This window comes from Phycisphaeraceae bacterium, from assembly GCA_019636795.1.
Taxonomy (GTDB): domain Bacteria; phylum Planctomycetota; class Phycisphaerae; order Phycisphaerales; family UBA1924; genus JAHBWW01.
Window position 1 is genome coordinate 255,449 of the sequence record JAHBWW010000005.1, and the last position, 23,609, is coordinate 279,057.

The following is a 23,609-nucleotide window of genomic DNA, read 5'->3' on the forward strand; positions in this document are numbered from 1 at the left end:
CTGCACTCACCTCAGAGCACCGTGCCTCGCAACAGCAGCATGGCCACGGCGAAGTAAATCGTGAGTCCGCTCACATCCATCAGCGTCGCCACGAGTGGCGTGCTCGAAGTCGCCGGGTCAAGCCCCACCCGCCGCAAAAGAATGGGCAGCATCGAACCCACAATCGTTGCCCACGACACGATCAGCAACACCGAGAGCCCCACGGTGGCACCAATGGCCGTGGCTTCCGTTGTGGTCACAAAACCGAACGCGCTGGCAACCGCCACGGTCACAAATCCAAGCACCGCCAGCGAAAACCCGAGTCCCAGACCTGTAAGCAACTCTCGCCTTACTACGTGCCACCAATCCGAAACGCCCACTTCGCCAAGCGACAGTGCCCGCACAAGGATCGTCGCAGCCTGGCTGCCCGTGTTGCCGCCGCAACTGATCACCAGCGGAATAAACGAGGCCAACACAATCGCCTTGTTCAGTTGATCCTCGAAGATATTGATCACCCCGATTGTGCCGACCTGCATCACAAACAGCAGCGACAGCCATCCGCCACGTTTGCGAATCATCGTGCGGTAGCCGACGTTCATGTACGGCTCATCGAGCGCCGCCAGACCGCCCAGCTTGTGCACGTCTTCCGTGAACTCTTCTTCGGCCACGTCCGCGACGTCGTCGAAGGTCACGATTCCGACCAGGACGCCTCGCGAATCGACCACCGGCAGGGCGGTCCGGTCATACCGGCCCATCAGCCGAACCGCTTCCTCGCGGTCATGGGTCGCATTGAGCGCGACATATTCGTCGTCCATCAGCGATTCGATGGTGTCCTCGGGCCTAGCGAGCAGAATGTCACGGATTTTGATGTCGTCGATCAATCGGCTTCCTCGATCGATCACAAACACCCAGTTCACAGTTTCTGCGTGCTGGCCCCATTCCCTGATGTGGTCGAGCGTCCGCGCGACCGTCCACTCCGGGCGCACTCTCACATAATCCGGCGTCATCAGTCGCCCGACGCTCTCGGCCGGGTAGCCGAGAATGGTCTGCGTCACGCGCCGCGTCTCAGGATCGAGCCTCTGCAGGATCTGCTGCGCCACTTCTGCCGGAAGTTCATCGAGCAGTCTCGCCCGGTCGTCGGGCTCCATCTCCTCGATCACGCGCGCCGAACGCTCATCGCCGAGCAGTTCGATCAAATGCTCCTGATGGTCCGGCGAGAGCTCCGCAAAAACCAGCGCCGCCTCATCGCGAGGGAGCACCCGAAACGCAAGTGCCGCGTGCGGGCCATCAAGTTCTTCGATCAGTTCCGCAGCATCCGCCGCCGCAAGCGACCGAAGCCCTTCGCGCACCTCGCGATACTCCCCGGCCTCGAGCAGTTCCTTGATGTCAGGCACCAGAAGATGTGTCATCGGGCTGGTCATGACACCGGAGGGTAGCCCACCTTGACCCCATCCTGTCGGTCTGCAACCAGCGAATCAAGGCTCCAGAGCCCGATGGGTTCCCTGGTATGAAACGCCTCGCCCGACTCGACTCCGATGCGGCTGCCGAAGTAGCGCGCCGCCGCCGCCACCCACTCGACCACTGCGCGGTTCTTCTCCGGCAGCACGAACTGCGTGTGATACGCACGAATCGAGTCGATCTTGAGATCCAGCAGCCCCGATACATCAATCACGAAACTCGGGTCAGCCACCCATCGCAGGTGCGTCGCGTAGTAGTAGAACATCCACCTGGGGTAGATCGGAGGCCCGACTTCAAACCTCCGGCCCGTCCAGCCATCCACCGGCGCGGGCATCTCGACCTTGCTCAGTTTCGCATCGAAGCGGGCATCCTCGGCGATGCGTGTCACCGCCCGGTGGTCCGGGTGCGCGTCTTCCGGATATGGCACGAAGATCACCTCGGCCTGATGCGCCCGAATCACGCCCGCGACGGCATGCCGCGCTTCGATCGTGTGCTCCACGAACCGATTGGGCAGGCCGAGCAGCAGGCGTTGCACCGGTTTGCTTCCCGGGAACGCCTGCGGGTCAGGGCTGAGCACTTTCAACGCTGCCTGTGCCTCGGCCTTGCGCGTCGCTTCATCACCAAACGGCGTCGGCTCACCGTTGGTGACATCGAGCAGCAGCACATCGTGCCCCTGCCGGGCGAAGCGCGCAATCGTGCCGCCCATGCCCAGTTCCTGATCATCCGGATGAGGCCCAACAACCAGTATTCTCATGCCTGAGCGTAGGGGCGAAGGCATCGGCCATCGGAGACCATCGCGGGCTATTCGTACACGTTGCCGACCATCACCAGCCCGGTCAGCACGCCCTGCGACTCGATCTCCACGAGCACCAGCGCGTCCGGGTCGCGCGTCGCGAAGAACCCGCCCGCCCGGAACCGGTCGCCCCACTGGTCATGAAACTCGCGCAGGTCCAGCAGCAGCGTCTGCCCGACCTCGAATCCCTCGATCGCATTCGAGAATCGGCCATTGAGCCACACGGTCGAAGGCCCGAAGTTCTGCGCGGTCGTGTTGGTCAACTCGATGTGCGTTGTCCGACGGATCACCTGGATGGGTGCAGTCTCCTGGCGTGCCAGTTCGGTCGGATATGGGCGTGTCTGTTCCGCACTCAGCGTGCTGCGCGATCCGGCGCACCCCGCAAGCAGGCCCGCGAGCACAATCCCGACGCAGCAAGGCACGATCATTCTCATCATGTTCCTATCGTCCATGTCATGTCCTGCGACGGCAACAACGCGACGCCGCCATCTCCCGCCATTGCTCCGCGCCTCGGGCCAGATCCGGGCGCGCACGAACTCGACCCGCGTCGCATCGCCGACTCGATTATTCACACCTTCGACGGCCAAAGCGTCGATCCGCGCCTGCCCGCTCTCGTCCCGGGCTTCGATGCCCCCTTTGTCCAGGCGGGGCTGGCCGGGTATTCCGATGCCGCCATGCGCCTCATCGCCCGCCGCCACGGCTGCCCGCTGTGCGTCACCGAAGCCCTGCTCGACCGCACCCTGCTCGCCGGAGGCCGCGGGTTTGCCAAGGCCGATCTGGGCGACATCGACCAGAATATCCCGGGCGGGCCCGACGATCACCCGCTCGTCGGGCAGATCATGGGCTCGGATCCTGCCGAGATGGCTGCTGCCGCGGTCAAGATGATCGAACAGGGCGCGCGCCGCGAGAAGGCCTACCGCGCGCTGGTCGGGGCGGGTGCAGGGCCCATCGCGGTCGAGTCGCACGCCGAGCGCACCTTCGCCGCGATCGACATCAACCTTGCCTGTCCGGTCAAGAAGATCGCCCGCAAGGCCCGCGGCGGGCACTGGCTCGCCGAGCCCGACGGCGCGATCGCGATGCTCGAGGCCGTGCGCGATGCACTGCCCGCGTCGATCCCCGTCACGGTCAAGATGCGCCGCTCCTTCGACGACACGCCCGCGATGCGTGACAACTTCTTGCGCATCTTCGACGCGGCTTACGACCTCGGTGTCGCGTGGGTCACGGTCCACGCCCGCACGGTCGAGCAGAAATACATCGGCCCGAGCCGCTGGGATCTGCTGCGCGAGATTGTCCAGCGTCGCCATCCCGGCCGCTGTCGCGAGCGCCTCGTCTTCGGCTCGGGCGATGTCTGGAACGTCGCCGACATCTTTCGCATGCTCGCCTACACCGGCGTCAGCGCCGTCAGCGTCGCGCGCGGGTGCATCGGTAACCCGTGGATCTTCCGCCAGGCGCGGCAGATCCTCGCTGGCGCTGCGCCAGCCGCCCCGACCCTCGCCGAGCAGCGCGCCGTGCTCGAGGAGCACTACGCCCTTGCGCTGGCCGTCAACCGCCGCATGCGCGACCCCGATATCCAGACCGCCAAAATGATGCGCAAGTTCGGCGTCCGCTTCAGCGAGCACCACCCCAGCGCCGACACAGTCCGCCGCGCATTCATCGCCTGCAAGAGCATCGACGACTGGCGCGCGGTGCTTGAGGCGCAGTACGCCTGACCGATCGTGGGGACGAAAAGGATTGACAGGTCCCGCGTGAGTGATTGTTCGGGTCGCCAATTCTGGATTATTGGGCGGGCGGGCGAGTCGTTGCTCGCTGCGCGGCTCTGTTTGGGTCGTCTGAGACGAGTTTTGGTGCGTTCGGGGGCTGCTTGCATCGATTCAACATTCAATTGCATCGATGTAACAGAAGGTTAGATCGATCAAAGAGAAGGTTTGATCGATGCGAGAGGAGGTTTGATCGATCCAAGAGGCTGTTTGACCGCTACAACAGGACTTTTGATGCGTGAAAGATCCGGTTGCAACGATGAAAGGCGCGGTGTGATCGATCAAACAGAAGGTTTCATCGATGTAAGACTCTGTTGCACGCATGTAAGATCGTGTCAAATTCGCCACATCCGGACGTTGACGGCCGCGCTCGAGCCCGAACTCGACGCACTCAAGCCCATGAATCGCGCCTCGCGGCGCACAAACGCAGTTTTTCACGGACCACACTCCAAAAGGGGACCCAGCGGACCCCCCCTCCATCGCGGCACTCTCCGGCCCGGGTCAAAAAGAACAGAACGCAAACATCCAAAGGCCCGAGAAGAAATGCCATGATCGGTTTTGGTGCGGGATCTATTCGCGCGTCTGCGAGAGGCCGTGCCACCGCTCGCCGGAGGAACCGGTGAGCGGTGGAACGCAGAATGGTGGTTCGGTTGGAAAAGAACCAAGGCACACCGACCACTCAAAGCCGTGGTCGGCAGCACGGGTGGCATGTATCAACGGTGGCGGTCGGTGCCACCCGCGCGTCAATGAACAGGCCGTTGTCAAGGAGTGGACGAATTGTGGGGAAGAAAACACCCTGTATGACTATCATGCATGGGAAACACCCTCAGGCGTGATTTTTCACTAGGCCTTGGAAAGGAGTTGAACCTTGAACCGAATTGTTGCATTGATCTCGTGTGTCGGAGTCATCACTATTGGAGGCTGCTCGACCAAGAACCACGGTCGCATGACCTTCCTGAGCGAGGCTGAGAAACGGGAACTCACCTGCCGCGAGATCAATCTTGAACTGGCCAAAGTCGATGCCTTTCTCGATCAGATTTCAGAGAACGCCAAGATCGACGGTCGGTCGGTCCTCGGCTTCCTCGGCGACTTCGGTATCGGCAACGCAATGGAACGCAATGCCGCTGAGAAGAGCGCCCGAGAACGGCGCGAACAGTTGCAGGAACTCAAGACTGCCAAGAATTGTCCATGAAGACTCAGAACTGCCAGTGAATCAAGGGGTTCGTCAAGAAGCCGGGTGCCGTGGACATGGCTCTGCATGGCCACGATCAGTGGCAAAGCCGGGGCAAGGCACCCGGTCTTGATTGACTCGGATTCCGACATGGCCGTAGCGGATGTCAGTCATGGTCATGCAAAGCCATGACCTCAGAATCAAGCCTACATGAGAAATCGTCCATGGGCATTGCGTCCGGCATAGCATCCGCTATGTCATGGCAAGAGTTTTGGCTTGACGCAATTGAACTCCTTGGACTCGGCGGTACTCTCGGAGCTGCGGTCGGCGCAGCAGTCACACTCGTCGTCCAGGCAAAACTTAGCCGCAAGACCGAGTCGCTTCGGCGAATCGATGAGCAGCGCATCAAAGTCCTATCGGCCGTCTACGCTGCACTTCAGGATATGCATGATGCGCTGCAGGACTTCGCCAGCCCAGACGCCGCCGGGGATGAAGCTGCGCGACGAGAGCGAGTTTTCCAGAGCGCAGCCAACGCCTTCCGCATGAAATGGCAGCGCAGCAGTTTCTTGTTTAACAAGACCACCATCGCATCGTTTGACGAGATATGGAACCTGTACAAAGATACAGGCTATGCGCTGGATGATGCTCGCACCGGCCTAGATGTCCAGAAGCGACAATATGGGCGTTCTTTGCTGCAAAACAAGATCGCGCAAGCGCGCCTGGCCTTGGACGAGAAGATACGAGCGTTAATCGGCATATTCTGAGAGAGCGGGCGGGTTGGCACCGAAATCCTCTTCCGCCGTGCCACCAAAGGCGGCTTGGCTGCTTCGGTGCGTGGTGGAGCCCGGAAGCGCGGGGCGATGGCAGCACGAGAACGCGATCGGTCACGGAGCCAGCATACTGAATCGGCTGTTTCGCGTCAAGTTCGGACCTCGGGCACGCAAAGAAGGCGGAAGGCAAGCGGCAGCGGCAAGGCTGGGCCACAGCATCGAGCTCGCGCGACGCAGCACATCCGCACAACCTCGCCCGCAACCCTGATGCGAAGCCAAAAAAACTTCTTCCACCGCTGAGAGATTTCGCCTTTTCGAGCAGAAGACGGGCAGGAGGCGTCTGCAACGTGCCGCCGCCGCTCACTGCTTTCCCCGCTTTGAAAAGGAGACTCACATGACACCCGCTCGCCCCTCACTGGCCCTTGTTGCTGCTGCCTGCACCGCCGCGCTCTGCACGCACAGCGCTGAAGCCCAGACTGGTTTCCGCCTGCTCAATGGCTATGCCGCCGCAGGAGGCCAGTTGTGGGACAACCCCAGCCAGGCCGGCCCGTCGATCTGGTTCGGCACCGACACAGCCACGCTCGCTCCGCCTCCGGTCGGGCTCGGCAGCGCATCGGGCACCGCGCGCGTCGAATATTTCTACGGCACCTTCGGCCCGAACAATGCCTCAGTCGTGCCGTGGGCCGAGGCCACACTCGCATTCAACAGCCCCGCCTGCGGCAAACTCGATATTACCATGAACGCACGGGTCAACCTCGGCATCGCCGACATCAATGGCACTCTTTACAACATCCAGCCCGATGTCGCGTGGCTGGTCGCAAACAATGTTGATTCGTTCAGCGGCAAACTTGGTGCCGGAACCGATTTTCTCCTCGAAGTCGTTGTCGATGATTGCAGCGTGTGCCTCCCCGCCAACATCTTCGAAGTCGATTTCGAAGCGACGCCCGATGGCACGTGGGAATCGTGGAGCGGCTGCCTCCCGCAGGGCACGCACCTGATCCAGCTCGCCGGCGGCGGCCTCAGCGAGGAGTGGAGTTTCAGTTGGGATCGCCTCACCGAAACGCTCATCCTTCCAACAGAGTTTGACTCAACCTGGACGATCCGCATCCCCGCTCCGTCGTCAGCCTGCCTCATGGCGCTCGGGGGCCTGCTCGCGATGCGCCGCCGCCGCTGACATCACTCCGCTGCCCGGCCTTACCACTCGGTTTCAACCAGCACAGGCTCCGTCTCGCACGGAGAGGCGGAGTTTGTCTGCGCTTGCAGAACGAACTCGCCCGCTCTGGTTGGTGCCGAAGTTTGTATACTGCCAAAGCAGAGAGATGACGCAAGGAGACCGGTCATGCTGGTGTATGTTTTCGTTCTGGTTGGAATGATAAGCGTGATGCCTTGTGCCCAAGTGAGCACCCAGGGTGGTGCGATGCCGGGCTCGCACGTCGGCGAGCCGGCGAGGCTGCCTGTTGATGCCGGCGGGGGCATTGAGTGGATCATCATCGATGATGTTGATAATCCGCCCGTGACGCTCTCGCCCGGCTGGACCTGGCCGGTGGTCGGGCGCGGCTCTGTGCCGTACGTCTATCGCATCGGCAAATACGAAGTGACCACCGCACAATGGCTGGAGTTTCTCAACACCTTCGGCCCGCAGGGCGACGAGTTCCGATGGTTCGCACGGCCCGAATGGTGGGGCGCGGATGTTGATTTCACCTATAACGGCCCGGGGGTGCGCTACGTGCTGCTTGACTTGCCCGGTGCCGAAATGATGCCGGTCTTCGGCATAGTGTGGCATGACGCGGCGAGGTTCTGCAACTGGCTGCACAATGATAAATCATCGGATCCAATATCGCTTGAAAGCGGGGCGTACGACACGAGCACGTTCGGCTACGAGCCCGACGGCTGGACGTTCACCGACCAGGTGACCCGCAGCGAGGGCGCCCGTTTCTGGATCCCCTCGTGGGACGAGTGGCTCAAGGCGGCACATTACGATCCGCAGGCAAGGCGATGGTACAAGTGGCCCACGCGCGACGGACGATTTCCCGTCACCGGGCTTCCGGGCGCGGGCGATACCAGTGCAGGCGTGCAGGGCTGTGAAGACATCATTCCGTATTGCCCGTACTTCATCCCGCTCGGAGCTTACGAATCAACCTCGCCCTGGGGACTCTACGACGTCAGCGGCGGAACGAGAGAATGGACGGAAGAGACCATCGAAAGTCGTTGGCGCGGGGTTGAAGGAAATCGCGCGGGCGGACCCCTGTATGGCGAGATCATGACGAGTGCAGACAGTGTGCTCGGCATTGCGTCCGAGCGTCCGGGCACCCGGCCGTTTACAGGGCTTCGGCTGGCAGGACAACCAGTTTCAGATTGAAGAGGAGAGAGTCAACCAGAAAGGGCAGGCGGCACCGACCCAATGACTTTCAACAAGCCTTCATAGAGGTGGCATAGACAAAAAATCATCGGTGTCACCCGCCGTAGTCATGGAGAGACATGACCACAGTACACGTCCGCCCTCAGCCTGCAATGGCTTGCTAGGGAGTCTCGCCCGCAAGCCACTCACGCCATTCCAGAAGAACGGCTGCTGCGTTCTTGGCCCCAGCACGGTTGAGCGACATCCCCATCATGTCGTTCTCGATCCTGCAAAGGTAGTCGACAATCCAACTCTCCCCGGCCCCGTCGCGAAGAAGCTTGAAGAGTTGTGGCACGTACGAATCGTATTCGTCCCGGGCGCCGGGAACGCCTGCAACGCCGATAGGGTCCCAGATGTAATGGAGGACTTCACCGCACCTCTTGTAGAGCTCGCGTTCCTTGGGCGTTAGTTTCCTTCCCATCTTGCCTCCCTGACACTTGATTCCTCGCACTTGATTCAACGGAATTCCGTGTATCCGTGGCTGTGAACCCATGCTATCCATAATTCTGTCGAGCAGGAGAATCGCCGTAGGGATGGCCACCAATCGCGTACAGTAACCCTTGTGCCCAGGTCGCGCAGTGGTGCGAATGTCACGGGCGCCGCGTGAGGCGGACCCCCCCGGATCCCCGCACACCCCACCCATCCCGCCGGCCGCGATGCTGTTGACGCGCGGGCGTGGAATCGGTAGGCTGGCAGAATGCGGAGCAGCAGCCGGGAGCGATGCGGGCGGTGAAGATGGGGCAGAGAACGTTGGTGACGGATGTGCTGGAAAGGACAAAGACACACCGACCGCTCAAAGCCGCGGATCGGTGGCACAGAGAGCGTGGAACAAACGGTGGTCGGTGCCACCCCGCCGCAATTACATGTGGTAAGCAATGCCAGAATATTCTTTCTATGATATCGACGAAGTACTTTGGCTGAAATTGCGAGAGTGTCTTTTGGGCCTTGAATACAACTCTCGAGAGCGAGGGGTCAAACGGAAACACCTCCGGAGGCGTGATGCAGCTGTTGAAGCGCCGTTTTCGGAAGCATTTCATCTACTCGTTCAACATATTACACGAGATTTCAACTCCATGCGTGACGAATGTTGGCCAGAACTGCGGATTTATCACAAATGTGACTCCAGTTTTCCAGGTGATCATCGTCTCTCTGTGATGACACGGCTACGCAATCCAGATGGACCGGGGAGTGTATCCTATGGCCGATATGTTTCGAGAATAGCTCCCGATAGGTTTGTGATCTGGATGTGGGACTGATCATGCGTCAGTTTGCGGACAGGCTTTGCTCCATGCCCGGCGGTGGAATGGAACGGACGGCGACAGGTAGCGTACCAATACGCATCCTCAATGTTCATGAGTATTGAGAAATAAAGTAAAGTGCGCGCAATTATTACAGTTAGTGACCCATGGGAACTTGGCGAGAGTTCGCACTGGCAACCTTTGCACGGCGAGTTGGTTCGATTGGTCAATGGCGATCAAGGAGGAATGGCCTTGATATTGCTCGACCACCCCATCATTTACTGTGACACTGAATATCGATATCTGTGTGCTGGTCCGCGTCATGAAGGAGGCACGATAGAGTCAATCAGAAGAGGCAATACCCTGCCCTGTGGAGGCATTGGTTTCTCGAATATCATTTCACAAGATGATTTTGTTCTTATGTATAAGAAATGGAGGGGAGGAGGATTGGCATATATTGGCACCATAAAGGCAGAAGGGTCATGACTAGTTGAGCGGGTTCTCTCGGCTCAGTGTGAGCAGAACCTGGTAGAGGTTTTCATGCCGGTGATTGAATCGAAACTCGCACTCCTTGAGATGGAACAGGATGGTGTCCGGGTGCATCCTCCTTGAGGACGGCTCATGTTCTGATCTTTCATACGTTTCTTGTTGCCCGGGGTATGTTCCGCGAGTCGGGTTTTATCACTCCAGATTCGCCGAGCTCGCCGCTCAGATCTTCCGATCCAGCAGACGATAACTGATCGCCTCGCTCACGTGCGACACCCCGATGGCCTCCGCTCCATCGAGGTCCGCGATCGTGCGCGAGAGGCGGCGGATCTTGTCGTACGCGCGGGCAGAGAGTTTCAGTTCCGTCAGCGCCGCCCCGAGCAGCGATTCGGCCCGCTCTTCGAGCGGTGCGAAGCGATCGAGCTGGCGGCCCGAGAGGCGCGCGTTGGGCGTCAGCGCCCCCTGCCGCGCGTGCTGGAGCGCCCGAGCACGCTCGACCAGTTCGCGCATCTGTGCCGTGCTCGTGCCGATCGGGGCGCTGCGCAGTTCCTTGAACGGCACCGCCGGCGCCTCGACATGAATATCAATGCGATCAAGCAACGGCCCGCTCAAGCGCGACAGGTAACGGTCCATGTCGCGCTGGCCCGCCGCGCCGGGCGCGATGTCCCCCTTGGGCGTCGGGTTCATCGCCGCGACGAGCATGAAACTGGCCGGGAAGCGGATCGTGCCGCTTGCGCGCGCAATCGTGACAACATGATCCTCGAGCGGCTGGCGCAGCGTCTCGAGCACCGGCCGCGGAAACTCGGGCAGTTCATCGAGAAACAGCACGCCGCGGTGGGCCAGCGAAATCTCCCCGGCCTTGGGCGTCGCCCCGCCCCCGACGATCGCGGGCGACGATGCCGTGTGGTGCGGCGTGCGCACCGGGCGCGCCGTCACCAGCCCCTGACCCAGCGGCAGCAGCCCCGCCGCCGAATAGATCCGCGTGATTTCGAGGGCTTCCTCGGCCGAAAGCGGCGGCAGCACGCCCGGCAGCGCCTTGGCCATCATCGTCTTGCCCGTGCCCGCCGGCCCGAGCATCACCAGGTTGTGCCCGCCCGCCGCCGCGACGACAATCGCACGCTTGACCGATTCCTGCCCGCGCACATCGGCAAAGTCGATCTCCGGCTCGGCTCGCCGCAAAAGATCCTCGACATCGGGCGCGGGGAACGGCTCGAGATCAAGTTCACCCGCCAGCAGGCCCACCAGTTCCGCGATCGTGCGCACGCCAAAGACCGGCACGCTCGCCACCACCGCCGCCTCGGCCGCGTTCTCGGCGGGCACGACGATCGCGCTCATCTTCTGCTGCCGCGCCAGCAGCGCCATCGCGATCGCCCCGCGCACCGGCCGCACCCGCCCATCAAGCGCCAGTTCGCCCGCAAACATCGTCCGCTTCGGATCCATCGCCCCCGGCGCCGGACGCACCACCCCCTGGGCCAGCAGCAGCCCGACGGCGATGGGCAGGTCGTACATCGGCCCTTCCTTGCGCACATCGGCCGGGGCAAGATTGATCAGCAATCGCCCGACCGGAAACAGATAGCCCGTGTTGCCCAGAGCCGAACGCACGCGCTCGAGCGATTCCTTCACCGCGATATCAGGCAGGCCCACCAGCGTCTGGCGATCGATCCCGTTCTGGTCGAAGTCGATCTCGACCTCGCAGGGCGAGGCGTCGATGCCGGTCAGCAGGAAACTCTGGACGCGAGCGATCATGCGGCACAAGCATACCGAACGCGAAGCGATCATGTCGAGCGAATTCTCATTTCGCCGTTGATTGATTTCGGGCGGGGGGACCGATGTTGAGGGTGAGACCACCCCGGAGAAAACCGTGCAAGTTCATGGCCGTTCGATCATTGCAGGCCGCGTCGCTCAGGCCGACGCCGCGTCCGTGCTGTTCCGCGCGATCGATCCTTCCACAGGCCGCGAACGACCGACCGAGTTCGCAGCCGCCTCGCCCGCCGACGTGAATCAGGCTTGCATTGAAGCCTGGAACGCCTTTCATGCGATGCAGACCACGCCCGCCGCAGCCCGCGCCGACCTGCTCGACGACATCGCCGGTCGGCTGGCGACGCTCGGGGGAACGCTGACCGACACCGTCTCGGCCGAGACCGGGCTGAGTTCGACGCGCGTCATCTCCGAACGCGAGCGCATGGCCGGAGTGTTTCGCATGTTCGCCGAGGTGGTGCGTGAAGGCTCGTGGAGCCGCGCTTGCATCGAGCCCGGCGACGCCGCCCGTCGGCCAAACCCCAAGCCCGATCTTCGCCGCATGCTCCGCCCGCTCGGGCCCGCAGCGGTGTTTGGGGCGAGCAACTTTCCACTGGCCTACGGCGCAGCGGGCGGCGATACCGCCTCGGCTCTGGCGGCCGGCTGCCCGGTCGTCGTCAAGAGCCACCCGCTGCACCCGGCCACTGGCGAACTGCTCGCCTCGGTGCTGGCCGACTGCGTGCGTGAGCACTCTTTCCCGCCCGGGACCTTCAGTTTTCTCCAGGCCGGCGGAGCCCGCGAGCGGACGGTGGGCGAGGAACTCATCGACCACCCCTGCATCCGGGCCGCCGGATTCACCGGCTCGCACGTCGGTGGTATGGCGCTGACCAACCGAGCCCGCGCCCGCCCCGATCCGATCCCTGTCTTTGCCGAGATGGGCTCGATCAACCCTGTCGTTCTCTTCAAGCACGCACTCGAGACGCAGGGGCCCGCCATCGCCACCCGCATCGCCCAGTCCGTCATCAACGCCTGCGGCCAGATGTGCACCTGCCCGGGGCTGCTGCTGGCCCTGCGCGACAAGCACACCGACGCCTTCACACGCGAACTGTCCGCAGCCTTCAACGCGGCTGAGCCGGGAATCATGCTTGGCACGCGCCTGCGCGATGCCTTTGTCCTGGGGATCGAAGAACTGCTGCGGATCGAAGGCGTTGACGCCATCGCCGGCGCTGTCCCGAGCATGGCGTCAAGCCAGATCGCCGCGACCGCGACCGGAGTCCTGCTGCGCACACGCGCAACGGTCTTCCTGCGCGAGCCGATCCTGCGCAACGAAGTCTTCGGCCCCAGCACGGTGCTGGTCGTCTGTGAGCACGAAGAAGAACTCTTCGCCTGCCTCAGTGCCATCTCGGGGAGCCTGACCGGCACGATCTTCGCGGGTCCGTACGACGCTGCGTTCGCAACGCGGGCCGTGCCGATGCTCGAACAGCGCGTCGGGCGGATCGTGTTCAACAGCGTGCCGACGGGCGTCGAAGTCAACGCTGCGATGATCCATGGCGGTCCCTACCCGGCCTCCTCAGCGCCGCATTCGACCGCCCAGGGGATCATGGCCATGGAGCGCTGGTGCCGCCCGGTGTGCTACCAGAACGCGCCCGATGCGATCCTGCCGCCCGAACTGCGCGACGCCAACCCGCTGGGCGTCGAGCGCATCATCGGCTCTGTGCGCACAAAGGAAGCCATCCGGCGCGGGCAACGCGCTTCTGTCCCGACACCCGGATAATGTCTATCGCGACAGGAGATCCACGGATGGAGCGTTCCTGTCCCAACGAACAGGCCACGTGCAAGGCTTGAGCGCGACGCGACACGATGAGCAAGAAGCCTCGATCAAAACCCGAAGTGCCGATGTCCGGGAGGATCTGGAAAGTCCCCGTCTGGCTCGCAGTGGCCGCCGTCTTCGGCTTCGTCGTGGTCAGTCTCGTCAGTTACAACGGCGCCGACGCCCCCGGGCACGTCACCTGGCCGCAAAATGACACGCCGGCAAACTGGGGAGGCCCGGTTGGTGCTGCCACCGCGTACACGCTCCTGCGACTTCTCGGCTGGGCGGTTCTTATCCCGATTGTGTTTGCTGCCGCCGCACTGGTTCAGACAGGGTGGAAGCGCCGGCTTGACCATCCGCTCCTTCGGTTCTTTGGCGTGGTCCTGGTCTCGGCGGGGATCGCAGGCCTGTTTGCCGTGCTTCGGCCGCAGGGGGGCCTGTTGCCGGGTCTGCCCGGCGGAACCCTCGGGCTCCTGATCGCCGAGACGCTCATGATCCCCCGATTTGGAAGCGTCGGGTCCGTGCTCTGGCTGGGGTTGGTGGGTCTGATCGGCATGGTCGTCGCGGCCGATCGACTCATGTTCGCCCTGCCCAGACTGATCTGGCGCGGGCTCGTTCCCGCTGCCGCGACGACGCGCACCGTCGCCGCTGCCGCGACCGAAGCCACACGCGAAGGTTCGAGAGGTGTCTTCGCGCGATTCATCGCCCGCCTCAAGCGCCGCCGCACCAAGGTCGAAGAAGTCAGGCTCAACGACATCGACGACCCGATCGAGGTCGCTGTCACACCTCGCTCCAAGCGCCGCGTCACCGTCGTGCCCGTGCCCAGGCGCATCGAGGCGGAACCCCTCGACGAGATGGAGGATGATGACGACGAGGCTGTCGCCCAGAATGATGATGACGCCGAGGACGACGATCTGCCCGGTGCACCCCAGGTCTTTGACCGCGAGAAACTCAAGGAAAAGATCGCAGCCCTCAATGTGCGTTTCTCCGGCTCAGAGAAGTCGAGCGCGACCGACGAAGATCTCGAAGACATCCAGAACGCCATCGAACTCGAAGGCTACCGATTCCCAGGTCTGGACCTGCTCGAAGAGCCTGAAGAAGGCTTCAACGACACACTCGAATCGCTCGTGCGCGAACAGGCCGAATCGCTCGAATCCGCACTTCAGCAGTACCGCATCAACGGCGAGGTTGTCGATATCGAGTCCGGCCCGGTCATCACGCTCTTTCACGTCCGCCTCGCACCCGGCACCAAGGTCGCGCAGCTCAACACCATCTCCAGCGATCTGGCCCGCTCGCTCCGCGCGGTCAACATTCGCATCGTCTCGAACATCGAGGGACGCGACACCGTCGGCATCGAAGTCCCGAATCCCAACAAGGAAAAGGTCCGCCTCAAGGAACTCATGAGCAATCGCGATCTGTTCGCGAGCATGAAACTCCCGATGTTCCTCGGCAAGGACGCAGCGGGCGACCCGCTCATCACCGACCTGACCAAGATGCCCCACATGCTCATTGCCGGGACCACCGGCTCGGGTAAGAGCGTGTGCATGAACACGATCATCATGAGTTTCCTCTATACGAAGAAACCCAACGAACTCAAACTCGTGCTGGTCGATCCGAAGATGGTCGAGATGAGTCAGTTCCGCGATATTCCGCACCTGATGTGCCCAGTTGTGACCGAGATGCACAAGGCCGCTGCCATTCTCGAATGGGCATGCCAGAAAATGGACGAACGCTACGAACTGCTCGCCGAAGCCGGCTGCCGCGATATCACGGCGTACAACAACCTCGAATGGGAGGAACTCAAGGAACGCTTCAACCCTCGCTCCGAGCAGGAAGAAGCCAAAATCCCACGCAAACTTCCGTACATGGTCTTCATCATCGACGAACTGGCCGACCTCATGATGACCAACAAGGAAGTCGAGAGTTCGATCATTCGCATCGCCCAGAAGGCTCGCGCTGTCGGCATCCATCTGATCCTCGCCACGCAGCGACCACAGGCCAATGTTGTCACTGGCCTTATCAAGTCCAACATGCCCTGTCGCATCACGTTCAAGGTCGCCAGCAACCTCGACAGCCGCGTCGTGCTCGACCAGCGCGGCGGCGAACTGCTGCTTGGCCAGGGCGACATGCTCTACCTCAGCCCGCAGAGCCACAAAGTCATGCGCGCGCAGGGCACCCTCGTTGATGACCTCGAAATCCGTCGGGTCGTCAAGTTCATGAAGTCCATCGCAGCCCCCAGCTTTGAACGACAACTTGTGCAGCTGCGCTCCGCAGCCGAGGGGTCCGACGAGGATCGCATCCTCCAGAGCCAGAACAACTCCTCTGCCTCACTGGCCGCCGCTCAGGAAGACCCGATGTTCGACCGGGCGGTCGAGATCGTCCTCGAAACCAAGCGCGGAAGCGTCAGTCTGCTCCAGCGACGCCTCGCCATCGGGTACACGCGGGCCAGCCGTCTCATCGACCTCATGGGCATCGCCGGGATCATCGGCGACCACAAGGGTTCCGTCGCCCGCGAAGTGATGATCACGCCTGAAGAATGGGTCGAGATCAAGCGCATGGCGGGCGAACTGGCCGCAGTCCAGGGCGGGCAACTCTTCCCGACTCAAGACAGCGCGGAGCACCCGGACGGGGGCGACGAACACCCGGAATCGGGGGATATCGACGACGAAGATGACGACTTCGCCCGAACTTCCCGTCAGGATTCTGCGTCTGACGAGGGTTGATATCGTCCTACAGTGAGACCGCCCCAGACGGGATCCAAGCCCAGAGGCTTGAAATTCGCAATGGGTTGGGGTGAAAATCCGAATGTACAGGGATACCCGTCCCGATGGCGGCGGGGCGATGGTTCTTCAAGGTATGGAAAGGAAGCACATGCGCGTTTGTCAGCAACTCATGATGATGGTTTGTAGTGGTTCGGCGTGCGTCTCGTTGGTCTTCGCAGCCCCGCCACCCGCCCTTGATCGCGTCCCCGCCGACGCCCCGGTCACGATCGTGATCTCGAACCTCCAGGAGTTTCTGAACGAAACCAAGTCGTTTGGGCGCAGTATCCTCCCCCCCGATCAGGTGCTTCAGATGAACATGGGTCTGGCCTTGGCACAGACCTTCCTTGACATGCCCGGCATGAACGCCAATGGCTCGGCGGTTGCGGTGATTCATACAAACGATCAGGACGCGTTCTTTGGTCCGCCCGTTGTCGTTGTCCTTCCGGTGACGGATTTCAAGCAGGTCCGCGAAGCGCTCGGCGCGACCGGCACCGGCACGGTCCTCGAAGCCGACATCAACAACAACCCGGTCTACATGCGTGACCTTGGGGGCGGATTTATGGCGGTTGGTCCGTTTGCCGAACTGGTCCAGGAGTTCAGCGGCACGGCCGGCAATCTTGGGACACACACCTCAATGCTCGGCCGCAACGGAGAGCGGGTCCTTGCCGACAGCGACTTCACAGTCATTGTCAATCTCGAGCAGATGGCACCCCAGATTCGCGAAGGCGCAGAGCAGATGCGCCAGCAGATGGACATGATCATGATGATGGCTGGTGATCAGGCAGCCCAGATGCGCCCGATGCTCGACATGATGAATGGCGCCATGACGGCCCTGGCCAATGACGGCAAGTCGATTGCATTTGGTGCTCAGATGGATACGTCAGGCCTCACATTCCACACCGGCCTGAACTTCAAGGAAGGAAGCGGTGCAGCGACGTTCTTCTCGAACTCAGGCAGCACCGGATCCATGCTCGACAAGGTTCCGGGAACCAACTTCCTCTTCGCCTATGCCCTCGACGCAGGCAACGCGAGCCTTCAGAAGATGTTTGCCGATGTGGCCAAGATCTCGCAGACAATGCCCGGCATGGGCGGGATGGACATTGCTTCGATGATTGCCAACAGCAAAGGCATGGCTGGGGCGGTAGGTACCGTCCCGATGATGGGGGCGGGCCTGTTCAGCAACACCATCACGCTCACGCAGTCCAACGATGCGAAGTCTGTCCTTGCCAACATGAAGAAGCTGATGACCGACATGGACGGACAGTCCATCGAAGGCATGAAGTACGCGATTACGTGGGAAGACAAGGCTTCGAGCGTCGCAGGCGTCGATATCTCACGCTACGGTGTAGCGATGCAGCCCGACGGCACCGGCGGCGACGCCTTCGGGCCCGCAGCCATGGTGTTGCCCGTGCTCTTTGGACCGTCGGGTGGGCCCAATGGTTTCATGGCGATCGTCGATGGCACGATCATCCAGACGATGAGCCAGAACACGCCTCTGATGGAGAAAGCCATTGAATCAGCACGCAAAGGTGGGGGAATCGGTTCCAACGCCGCACTTCGCGCGGTCACCGCGAAACTCCCAGAGAATCGCGTGTTCGAGGTGTACATCGGCATTGACCAGATCATGAACACCGCAGGTCCGATGGCCGCAACCTTCGGGGTGCTGCCCGCGTTTGAGCCGATGCCGGCTATGGCTCCGATCGGATTGGGAATGAGCTTGGGCAACAATGGCATGCAGACGAGCATTCACATGCCGCTCGATGTCATCAAGGGCGTGATGAAGATCGCCAATGACATGCAGAACGCCGGCTTCGACGACGAGCCCGCTGCCGGCGGCCGCCCGAGGTTCTAGAAGCCGCGCCCGAGCGCTGGATCGAATTACACACAGTCGTCGCGCGAGAACTCGCACGACGACTTTTTCATGACGCAGCAATGGCTCATCGGCACTTCGCGACGCCTCGCCCTCGATCGCCCGCGCATCATGGCGATCCTCAACATCACGCCTGACAGTTTTTTTGATGGTGGAAGACTGTCGAGCGTCGAAATGGCTGTGCACGCTGCACGAAAGGCGGTCGAGGACGGCGCGGATCTGCTTGATATCGGTGCCCAGAGTACGCGACCAGGCGCAGTCAGTGTGCCGGCGCAGATTCAGATCGACAGGCTCGTGCCCGTGCTCAAAGGGATTCATCGCGCAGGGGTCGAGGCTCCGATCAGCATCGACACAACCCACGCTTCGGTGCTCGAAGCAGCGCTCGCCGCGTCGCCCGATGTCGCTGTTGTCAACGATGTCTCGGCAGGGGTCGAAGACCCGTCGCTGCTCGCAATGGCTTCAGAACGTGATCTGGGTGTGATTCTCATGCACCGGCGCGTCGAGCCTGCTCTCGACTCGTATTCCGATCAGTATGCGCAGGATCCGGTTTCTGACGACATCGTGACCGAGGTTCACACGTTCCTCACCGAGCGTGTCCGTGCTGCTTGCGCAGCGGGAATAAGACCAGGCAGTATCGTTGTTGATCCGGGGTTGGGGTTCGGAAAATCAGTGTCTCAGAACATGGAGTTGCTGCGACATTCGGCAAGGTTTGCGGATCTGGGTTCGGGTGTGTTGAGCGCGCTGAGTCGCAAGAGTTTTGTCGGCCGAATCGCGCTCGGTCGTGACAGCGAGCCGAGCGAACGGCTGATCGGGAGCATCGCATTGAGCGTGGCACACTGGTTTTGTGGTGCCCGCATCTTTCGGGTTCACGATGTGCAGGAGCATGTTCATGCCCTCTCAGCTGCGGCGGGGTTGCCGGATTCGCCGATCGGCATCGAGCGTGATAGGATGTAACCCGGTGCCAGGCGCCCGCGCATGCGTGCGTACGCACCCAGATGTTGTGAAGGAGTTGACATGGCAAGCCCGCATGTGCTTGAACTGACGGAAGAGAATTTTGCGACCGAAGTGCTCAAGTCGAGTCAGCCGGTGATGGTCGACTTCTGGGCCGAGTGGTGTCAACCTTGCCGGATTTTGGGCCCGACTGTTGACGCCGTGGCCGAGGAGTTCGCCGGGCGTGTCAAGGTTGGCAAGGTTGACATAGAAAATGCGCGCGAGATCGCGATGCAGTATGGGATTCAGGCGATTCCGACGATCATGATCTTCAAGGGCGGTCAGGTCGTCGATCGGTTCAGTGGCTTGCGCAACAAGGCCGATCTGAGCAGCGTGCTCGAAAGGGCGCTTGGCTGAGGTCGACTCTCGTTTTCTCCGAATGGCACTTCGCGGAAATCTGTCATGCCACATTCCCAGTCGGGCGACAATGGCCTCAACTCCCACAGTAAGGTTCTCCGCTGCGGGGCTGTCGGCGTCGGGCGCATGGGCCAGCACCATGCGCGCGTCTATACGCAGATTCCCGGTGTTGAACTCGTCGGGGTGGTCGATGCCGACTTCGACCGCGCCAAACTCATCGCCGAACGCCACAACACGCGGGCCTTTGCCACCGAGCAGGACCTGATCGAAGCGGGAGTGGACGCGGTCAGTGTTGCTGTGCCGACAACCAGCCACCAGCGCAGCGCAAGTCCGTTTCTGCGCGAAGGCATCGCATGCCTGATTGAAAAGCCACTGGCTCCCGATGCGGCAACAGCCCAGGCGCTCAAGGAACTCGCCGAGGCCAAGGGTGCGTGCCTTATGGTTGGGCACATCGAGCGATTCAACCCTGTCATGCGCGCGATGCAGCGAGCGACTCGAGGCGGGTTCGAGGTTGTGCCCAGATTCATCGAAGTGCACCGTGTCAGCCCCATGACGTTTCGTTCGGTCGACATTGGCGTTGTCATGGACATGATGATCCACGATCTTGATGTGGTCCTCATGCTCATGGGCGGGCGCGAACCGGATCGTGTGGAGGCAGCAGGAGTCGCCGTCGTCACGGAACACGAGGATCTGTGCAATGCTCGGCTGACGTTTGAACTGCCCGATGAACGCGGACGCTGCGTGGCAAACATCACCGCAAGCCGACTGGCGCTCAAAACCGAGCGCGTCACCCGTATCACCGGCGAGAACGGATACATCAAGATCGACTACGCTGCCAAAAAGGGAACCATCATCCGGCGAACTGCGAACGAGATTCAGTTGCGGGAAGTCGCGGAGCAGATCCGCGAGGGGATGGACCTCACTAGCCTCGACTGGACCGAACTCGTGAACATCGAGCCGCTCGAAATCGATGACGCCGAACCTCTTCGCCTTGAGATCGAGGAGTTTCTCGGTGCCGTCCGCGACGGGCGCAGGCCTGAGATCGACGCCACCGCAGGTTTTGTGAATGTGCGCACAGCCGAACGCATCGTCGCGTCGATCAAGGACTTCATTCGTTCCGGGCAGGCGCTCGATGCCAACACATGATGGAGAGATTCTCGGACGGTTCTCGTCCGCAATCACGCAGACCAGACTCCAAACTATGTGAACTCACCCAAACTTCATGGTTTCGAAGCGCAGTGTGCGTACACTGCGGGGATCGAGAGGGTAGATCACGAACCTTTTGGAACATTTCCAAAGCACAACGAGCCAAGAGCAATGCATACGGACGCAAACACCGGGGCGGATTCAGCATCGGGCCAGACCAGCAGCGAAGCGCACGCGCCAACGCTGTCGGACCAGATGAATCGCGAGATCGAAGCGGCCATGGATGAACTCGCTGCCGAGAGCGGCTTCGCCGGTCAAGGAGCGGGCCAGCGCCGCGCGATCCGAGGCCCGCGTGTCGTGCAGGCAGGTCGTGAACACCGTACCGGCAATGTCGTCTCGGTCGGCCCAACCGATATCTTCGTCGAGTTCGGGCCTAAGGAGCTCGGCGTCGTCGAGCGAGCCGGCTGGCCCGAGGACAAGCTTCCCAAAGTCGGTGAACCGCTCGAACTCGTCGTCACGCGCTTTGACCCCAACGAAGGCATCTTTGTCTGCGCTCGTCCGGGTGCAGTCCAGAAAGCCGATTGGGAAATGCTCGAAACCGGGCAGGATGTCGAGGCTCGCGTGGTCGGCGTCAACAAGGGCGGCCTGGAACTCGAGGTCGCTGGGCATCGCGCCTTCATGCCCGCAGGGCAGGTCTCCTACGACCACGTCAAGGATCTCTCGGTGTTCATTGGCGAAAAGATGGTCTGTCGGGTCCAGAAACTCGATCGGCGCGGGAAGGGCAATATCGTGCTCAGTCGGCGCGATGTGCTGGCCAAGGAACGTGCCGCCAAGGCTGCTGTCTTGCGCGAAACGCTCGCTGAAGGTATGGTCGTCGAAGGAACCGTGCGCAAGATCATGCCCTTCGGTGCGTTTGTCGATCTCGGCGGTGTCGATGGACTCATCCACCTCTCCGATCTCACGCACGATCGCATCGGGCATGGCGAGCGAGCGATCGCAAAGCACGTCTCCGAGGGTCAGCACCTGCGCGTGCAGATTCTCAAACTCGACTGGGAGAACGATCGCATCAGCCTCGGCCTCAAGCAACTCGAAGCCGACCCCTTCGCAGCAGCCGCAACCGCCATCGAGGAAGGCGCTGAAGTCACCGGCAAAGTCACGAAGATTCTCGAATTCGGGTGCTTCGTCGAAGTCGCACCGGGTGTCGAAGGCCTCGTGCATATCTCCGAACTCGACTGGAAACGCGTCAACAAGGTCGATGATGTCGTTCGCCAGGACGAAGTCATCTGCGTCAGAGTCCTCAAGATCGATCAGGGCGGACGCAAGATTTCGCTCAGCCTCAAGGCAACCAAGCCCCAGCCCGAGCGCGAGCAATCATCGCGAGGCGGCAAAGGCCGCGCTGACCACGATCCGCGCACGCCCGAACAGATCCTCGAAGAATCGCCGGCACTGCGCCGTCTGCGAGCCAAGTTCAAGCAGGGCGGGGGGCTCAAGGGCGGCTTGAGTTGACGCCCGCACGCCGTAGCGCCCGACTGCATTGAGTCATGCTCGAGTTCGACCGTTCAAGCAGATCAATCTCGCGCACGACTCAAGTCGCGCTCTTTGGTGTCATCGGCGTCTGCGTTGCCGTCTTCGGCGTGATGATTGTGCTGCTCATCTCGATGGGCTCGGGCGCTCGTGGCGTATCGCACTTCGCCCAGGACTTATTCAGTCTTCGCACGGCGGTCTACTTTGCAGGTTCGGCAATTCTGGCCGTCCCATGTGTTGTCCTGACACGCCGCTTCGGCCGTCGAATGGAGTGGGAGCGGGGACTGACCTGGTTGATCGCTCTGACGGTGTGGGCGATTTTAGTCGGGTTGTTCGCGTTTGCTGTCTGGGGTCTGCGGGCCATCGTCATCCTGCAACTCGCCTGGAGTCCGCTCGTTCCTGCGGGCATCGTGTTGATAACCACTGGCCTGACACGAAGGGCAGGCGACACCAGGCATTGCGCCACATGCGGGTATGCGCATGAACAGGCTGTGGGCGAACGCTGTCCTGAGTGTGGCTCACAATGGCAGAGGCGCGGCGGCACCATCATCGGAGAGGTCAAACGCTCGCCCGCAATGGTCTTTGCCGGGGCTTCCCTGCTCGTCTTGTCGGTCGCTCTCATTCTCCGCCCGTTTTACTTCGGCGCGATCACCCCCGCCATCCCCACTCAATTCCTGATCGCCAACGTGACCAATGGCACGTCATCTTCGTCCGGATTCGGTGTCAACGCATGGCAGGAACTCATGGCTCGAACGCTCAGCCCGCAACAGACCGCCGAACTGTTCGAAGGGTTGGTGACTCTCCGCTCTTCTGGCAGGCACATCGATGCGGCTGAGGCTGCCTGGCTCGACCAGCAGGTGATCGCCAGCGCTGTCGCGCCCGATCTCATCCACCGCTATTTCGTCGAGATGATCGTGTTCCGCATCGAGGGCCCAGCGACCACCGAGTTTGGTTCGGAGGCGACGTTCACCGTTTACGCTCTCAACCGCACTGCGCCATTTGGCATGATCGATGCGCGCATGATTTTTGCCGGCTTTAGCGTTCAAGGCGAGCACATCGAAGGCTCGCTCATCGAACGATACCAGACCGTATACGCTTTCGACCCTTCGACCCACACTGCGGAGTTCAGTCATGCCTCGCCGAAATTTACTTTTCATTCCGAGGTCGAAGGCACAATACTGATCGAGGCCGAACTCTGGGCGTGCTTTGCTCCGCGACCCGCACTGTCATTCGGGCGAGCATGGAATCCGGATGGTTCGCCTGCAATTCCGTCGGGCGTGCTCCATGTCGAGCATGTGAAGTTGCGCCACGAGCTTGTGGTTGCACCACGCGACTAAGCCTTGTGTCGTCGCTGCTGAAGGAC

The 23,609-nt window shown here is 61.6% G+C and carries 18 protein-coding genes and 1 pseudogene; 13 read left to right on the forward strand and 6 right to left on the reverse strand.

Annotation, left to right across the window (positions count from 1 at the left end; genetic code table 11):
- Positions 1-11 precede the first annotated feature (11 nt).
- The 3 genes from mgtE to KF757_11975 are packed head-to-tail and all read right to left on the reverse strand — an operon-like array spanning position 12 to position 2,667.
- The gene (mgtE, locus tag KF757_11965; protein ID MBX3323697.1) at positions 12-1,400 is read right to left on the reverse strand and encodes a magnesium transporter; all 1,389 of its coding nucleotides are present in this window, start codon (positions 1,398-1,400) and stop codon (positions 12-14) included.
- Entirely contained in the window at positions 1,397-2,191 is a 795-nt protein-coding gene (locus tag KF757_11970) for a PIG-L family deacetylase (protein MBX3323698.1), read from the reverse strand. The genes mgtE and KF757_11970 overlap by 4 nt, the downstream gene beginning before the upstream one ends.
- A gap of 47 nt (positions 2,192-2,238) precedes the next feature.
- Complete coding sequence (locus tag KF757_11975; protein ID MBX3323699.1) at positions 2,239-2,667, reverse strand: hypothetical protein; 429 nt, start codon at positions 2,665-2,667, stop codon at positions 2,239-2,241.
- A gap of 18 nt (positions 2,668-2,685) precedes the next feature.
- Between KF757_11975 and KF757_11980 the strand changes: the two genes are divergently transcribed.
- From KF757_11980 to KF757_12000, 5 genes are all read left to right on the forward strand, one after another.
- Positions 2,686-3,939 (forward strand): tRNA-dihydrouridine synthase family protein, encoded by a 1,254-nt coding sequence (locus KF757_11980; protein MBX3323700.1) that lies wholly within the window; start codon positions 2,686-2,688, stop codon positions 3,937-3,939.
- Positions 3,940-4,855: 916 nt separating this feature from the next.
- Entirely contained in the window at positions 4,856-5,179 is a 324-nt protein-coding gene (locus KF757_11985; protein ID MBX3323701.1) for a hypothetical protein, read from the forward strand.
- A 203-nt stretch (positions 5,180-5,382) separates the two neighbouring features.
- Positions 5,383-5,922 carry a hypothetical protein gene (locus tag KF757_11990; protein ID MBX3323702.1) on the forward strand — a complete coding sequence of 180 codons (540 nt, stop codon included), beginning with the start codon at positions 5,383-5,385 and terminating at the stop codon, positions 5,920-5,922.
- A 400-nt stretch (positions 5,923-6,322) separates the two neighbouring features.
- The gene (locus KF757_11995; GenBank protein ID MBX3323703.1) at positions 6,323-7,102 is read left to right on the forward strand and encodes a hypothetical protein; all 780 of its coding nucleotides are present in this window, start codon (positions 6,323-6,325) and stop codon (positions 7,100-7,102) included.
- Positions 7,103-7,267: 165 nt separating this feature from the next.
- A complete protein-coding gene (locus KF757_12000) occupies positions 7,268-8,287 on the forward strand; it encodes an SUMF1/EgtB/PvdO family nonheme iron enzyme (protein MBX3323704.1) in 1,020 nt (339 codons plus the stop codon).
- A gap of 160 nt (positions 8,288-8,447) precedes the next feature.
- Here the strand turns inward: KF757_12000 and KF757_12005 are convergent, their stop codons facing one another.
- From KF757_12005 to KF757_12015, 3 genes and pseudogenes are all read right to left on the reverse strand, one after another.
- On the reverse strand, positions 8,448-8,747 hold the full coding sequence (locus KF757_12005) for a hypothetical protein (GenBank protein MBX3323705.1): 300 nt from the start codon (positions 8,745-8,747) through the stop codon (positions 8,448-8,450).
- A 1,303-nt stretch (positions 8,748-10,050) separates the two neighbouring features.
- Positions 10,051-10,143: pseudogene (locus KF757_12010) on the reverse strand (IS1595 family transposase).
- 129 nt (positions 10,144-10,272) lie between these two features.
- Positions 10,273-11,796, reverse strand: a complete 1,524-nt coding sequence (locus KF757_12015; protein MBX3323706.1) for a YifB family Mg chelatase-like AAA ATPase — start codon at positions 11,794-11,796, stop codon at positions 10,273-10,275.
- 115 nt (positions 11,797-11,911) lie between these two features.
- Between KF757_12015 and KF757_12020 the strand changes: the two genes are divergently transcribed.
- The 8 genes from KF757_12020 (at position 11,912) to KF757_12055 (ending at position 23,583) form a co-directional block, all read left to right on the forward strand.
- A complete protein-coding gene (locus KF757_12020; protein ID MBX3323707.1) occupies positions 11,912-13,561 on the forward strand; it encodes an aldehyde dehydrogenase (NADP(+)) in 1,650 nt (549 codons plus the stop codon).
- Positions 13,562-13,647: 86 nt separating this feature from the next.
- Positions 13,648-16,320 carry a DNA translocase FtsK 4TM domain-containing protein gene (locus KF757_12025; GenBank protein ID MBX3323708.1) on the forward strand — a complete coding sequence of 891 codons (2,673 nt, stop codon included), beginning with the start codon at positions 13,648-13,650 and terminating at the stop codon, positions 16,318-16,320.
- 148 nt (positions 16,321-16,468) lie between these two features.
- A complete protein-coding gene (locus tag KF757_12030; GenBank protein MBX3323709.1) occupies positions 16,469-18,211 on the forward strand; it encodes a hypothetical protein in 1,743 nt (580 codons plus the stop codon).
- A gap of 69 nt (positions 18,212-18,280) precedes the next feature.
- A complete protein-coding gene (gene folP / locus KF757_12035) occupies positions 18,281-19,183 on the forward strand; it encodes a dihydropteroate synthase (GenBank protein MBX3323710.1) in 903 nt (300 codons plus the stop codon).
- A gap of 60 nt (positions 19,184-19,243) precedes the next feature.
- Positions 19,244-19,576 (forward strand): thioredoxin, encoded by a 333-nt coding sequence (gene trxA / locus KF757_12040; protein MBX3323711.1) that lies wholly within the window; start codon positions 19,244-19,246, stop codon positions 19,574-19,576.
- Positions 19,577-19,621: 45 nt separating this feature from the next.
- The gene (locus tag KF757_12045; protein ID MBX3323712.1) at positions 19,622-20,722 is read left to right on the forward strand and encodes a Gfo/Idh/MocA family oxidoreductase; all 1,101 of its coding nucleotides are present in this window, start codon (positions 19,622-19,624) and stop codon (positions 20,720-20,722) included.
- Positions 20,723-20,893: 171 nt separating this feature from the next.
- Positions 20,894-22,228: a S1 RNA-binding domain-containing protein gene (locus tag KF757_12050; protein ID MBX3323713.1), complete on the forward strand. Its 1,335-nt coding sequence runs from the start codon at positions 20,894-20,896 to the stop codon at positions 22,226-22,228.
- A gap of 35 nt (positions 22,229-22,263) precedes the next feature.
- Positions 22,264-23,583 carry a hypothetical protein gene (locus tag KF757_12055; GenBank protein MBX3323714.1) on the forward strand — a complete coding sequence of 440 codons (1,320 nt, stop codon included), beginning with the start codon at positions 22,264-22,266 and terminating at the stop codon, positions 23,581-23,583.
- Positions 23,584-23,609: the final 26 nt, after the last annotated feature.